The organism is Pseudomonas sp. 67(2021) (genome assembly GCF_017491835.1).
In the GTDB taxonomy this organism is placed as follows: domain Bacteria; phylum Pseudomonadota; class Gammaproteobacteria; order Pseudomonadales; family Pseudomonadaceae; genus Aquipseudomonas; species Aquipseudomonas atacamensis.
The window spans coordinates 1-457 of sequence record NZ_JAFGYL010000093.1 but is presented as its reverse complement, the minus strand read 5'-3'; the positions used below and the strand labels follow the sequence as shown (position 1 = coordinate 457).

Genomic DNA, 457 nt, shown 5'->3' with positions numbered 1-457 from the left:
TGATTGAACGGATGCATATGTCTGAAATCACGATTTGTTATGGCATGACCGAAACTGCGCCAGTGAGTGCACAAAGCTCAACGGCAGATAGTGTCGAGCGACGTGTCAGTACGGTTGGCCGGGTACATCCGCATCTGGAAGTTAAAATTGTCGATGAAAATGGCAAGGTGGTTCCACGTGGTCAATTGGGTGAGCTATGTGTACGTGGCTATTCGGTGATGCTGGGTTATTGGGAAGATCAGGACAAAACCCAAGAAGTGATTGATGCGGCGCGCTGGATGCATACCGGTGATATTGCTGAAATGGATGATGAAGGCTTTGTCAAAATCAAGGGTCGAATCAAGGATGTGGTCATTCGTGGCGGGGAAAACCTGTTCCCGAAAGAAATTGAAGATTTTCTTTATACCCATCCGGCAGTTTCGGACGTACAGGTAATTGGGGTGCCAGACCATAAATA

General features: G+C 47.5%; 1 protein-coding gene. It reads left to right on the top strand.

Annotated elements, in window-relative coordinates; all coding sequences use genetic code 11:
• On the top strand, nt 1-457 hold a 457-nt coding region (locus J5M66_RS26670), incomplete at both ends, for an AMP-binding protein (protein ID WP_207817551.1).